At 59.9% G+C, this 1,837-nt stretch carries 1 protein-coding gene and 2 pseudogenes; 1 reads left to right on the top strand and 2 read right to left on the bottom strand.

Going from position 1 to position 1,837, the window contains the following annotated elements:
* Positions 1–256: 256 nt before the first annotated feature.
* Complete coding sequence (locus WB528_RS28510) at positions 257–589, top strand: ERF family protein (RefSeq protein ID WP_423892832.1); 333 nt, start codon at positions 257–259, stop codon at positions 587–589.
* A 615-nt stretch (positions 590–1,204) separates the two neighbouring features.
* Here WB528_RS28510 and WB528_RS28505 read toward each other — a convergent pair.
* Both WB528_RS28505 and WB528_RS28500 read right to left on the bottom strand, forming a co-directional pair.
* Positions 1,205–1,477 (bottom strand): annotated as a pseudogene (locus tag WB528_RS28505) (IS91 family transposase); the annotation flags it as partial.
* Positions 1,478–1,671: 194 nt separating this feature from the next.
* Positions 1,672–1,837 (bottom strand): annotated as a pseudogene (locus WB528_RS28500) (ATP-binding protein); the annotation flags it as partial.

Raw genomic sequence — 1,837 nt, 5'->3', positions numbered from 1 at the left:
CTGGTCATCGACGACGCTGCGATCACCGCCGACAGTGCCGATCAGAGTGAGTTTGAGCGCCTTCGACCGGCCAGGAAACGCGGCCCGAATAACAAAATGAAGCCAATTATCGCGACGGAGTCTCCATGAGTTCCTTCAGATAGGTCCAAGCCAATCGATGCTTTGACTTAATGTATCCTAGCGGATACTTATGCCTGTCCGTCAAACTGAGATCTTCGCCGGCTGGCTGACGCCACTGTCGAGTGGACTCGACATCATGCGCAAGACCCTGGGCCAGCATGAGATCGCCACGGTGCGGACCACCGCGATCGACCAAACTGCCAGCATCGCCAACCTCACGACGGTGCTTGCCCACTCATCTGCAGAATGGATCGCCTCGGACTGGCCGATTTGCGCGATAAGCGAAACGGAAAGGCCACGCCGGATGGGCGCCACCCTGACTTATGCGCGCCGGTATGCGTTGTTCACACTCGTCGGCATTGCGGGGGAGGATGATCTCGATGCGCTAGATCTTGTGACGCCGCAGAGCCAAGGCGCGGATCCGCCGAAAACAGCCTGGCAATCCTCACCTGAACGGCAGTCACCGTGATCTTGTTCAGTCCCCTCCCCGCCGCGGCAAAAATTATTATCAGCAGTCCGACAAACCCAGTCTTGGCCCAAAGGAGTCGGTCGACTTACGCGACCGGCTTCTCGGCGAGGCCGGGAATATTTCCTCTGCTGATGACGCCGCGCTGTGGGCATACTGCAATCTCAAAGGCAAGAACGGTCTGACCATAGCAGACGCCCAATGTGTCGAAGAGGCCTTCCGAGTGGCCCTGACGGCTCTTGCCCACCGGTAGAAGAATCTGAACAAGCGTTGCCGTCACACAGTATGGAGCCAAGCAGGCCCAAAAAACGGCAACGGTTCACTGTGATCGACAAGAGCGTGCTGGTGTTGCCTGAGCCGCACCGAATTCGTGACCGGGAACACGTCAAATAGGTTGCCACACAGGCTTGCCTGATTTGCGGGCGACAGCCTTGTGATGCCCACCATCTGAGCTTCGCACAAAACCGTGCGCTTGGGCGCAACATCCGCCGGGTAACCCGCAAACGCCATTCGGCCGAAGAGAAGATGCGCACGGCGTCCTCCGCGCATACTTCGCTGTTCCGACGGGGAATGTCGGCGCTGCGACAACGAGCGAAGTGCTGTGCTCAATGCGAGTTGTCATGAGGTATCCCAGCGTGGTGTCGGCCGTTGCGGCGGTGGAGAGCGGGGATGGCGGCCGATGTCGACCATGTGGCCTCCGCAGACGGGGCAAAGATCGATGCGACGACCAGTGAGCATGGCGTAGCGCTCGCGATAATCGCTCGGTTCATCGATTAGAGCGGGCTCGGGCGCCTGCAGAGCGGTACGGATGGCTGGAAGCTTGGTGGCTCGGCAGGCATTGGCCAGGAAACCGAAGTGCCGGATGCGGCGGAATCCTGCGGGCAGGACGTGCTGTCAACGGGCACTGAAGTTTCACCGATTGTGGGCGTCCAATTTTCCCTAGTTGACCGGTTTGGGACAGGCCGGTGATCAGCCTTTTGATGATCGTCGGTGCTCTTTTCTGATAGTCGCGCGCGGCGCTTCGGAGCCGGCGATGGGACGGCAACGGTTTTGGCGCGAAGGTGTTCGGGGACGAGATCGCCGTGCTGACGAAGCCGGTAGCTCGACCCTTCGATTTGGATGACGACGGCATGGTGGAGAAGCCGGTCCAACAGCGCGGTGGCGACGACGGCATCGCCGAAGATTTCGCCCCACTCGGCGAATCCGCGGTTGGAGGTGAGGATCATCGCGCCCTTTTCATAGCGGCCGTTG

The organism is Bradyrhizobium sp., assembly GCF_049586575.1.
Lineage (GTDB): Bacteria > Pseudomonadota > Alphaproteobacteria > Rhizobiales > Xanthobacteraceae > Bradyrhizobium.
This window is presented reverse-complemented; position numbering and strand designations above follow the sequence as displayed.

Coding starts and splice junctions, on each gene's coding strand:
- WB528_RS28510 (WP_423892832.1), top strand. CDS start 257: ATGCGCAAGACCCTGGGCCAGCATGAGATCGCCACGGTGCGGACCACC.